The sequence below is a fragment of the Pseudomonas sp. HMSC066A08 genome (assembly GCF_001813025.1).
Lineage (GTDB): Bacteria > Pseudomonadota > Gammaproteobacteria > Pseudomonadales > Pseudomonadaceae > Pseudomonas > Pseudomonas aeruginosa.
Window position 1 is genome coordinate 1 of record NZ_KV811231.1, and the last position, 454, is coordinate 454.

A 454-nucleotide genomic window follows, 5' to 3' on the forward strand; every position below is an offset into this window, starting at 1 on the left:
ATCGTGCCGGTGTTAAGAATCCTGCTACCGATGGACTTACCTTCTTGGATAAAGCCGCTAGTTTGGGGAGCCCGCCGGCATTGACTGAGCTTGGAAAGCTTTACATCTATGTGGCCAAGAAGAATGATTTGGGTTTGGCGTATACCCGTTGCGCCGCTAGTCAGGGGTATGCGCCAGCTAATTATGAGTTGGGGGCTTATTATAAGATAGTCGAGCACAACTTTCCTAGGGCAGCTAGTTATTATCAGATATCCGTGTCGCAAGGAAGTAGCGATGCAGCGCTTTTCATGTCGGGAGTCTTCAACAAAGCTAGCGCTGATAATTTCAGGATGTGGTATGCCCCTGATGAAAGTCAGCACAAACTTTACGATGGTATTTATGAGCAGTTGGCTTCCGATCCTGATCTACGCTTTCCCAACCTGATGAAGGAGCATCCGTTACCACCCCATCCCAC

1 protein-coding gene is annotated in these 454 nt (G+C 48.7%); it reads left to right on the plus strand.

Annotation, left to right across the window (positions count from 1 at the left end):
* A partial coding sequence (locus HMPREF2886_RS32765) for a tetratricopeptide repeat protein (protein WP_139148378.1) occupies positions 1-454 on the plus strand: 454 nt, incomplete at both ends.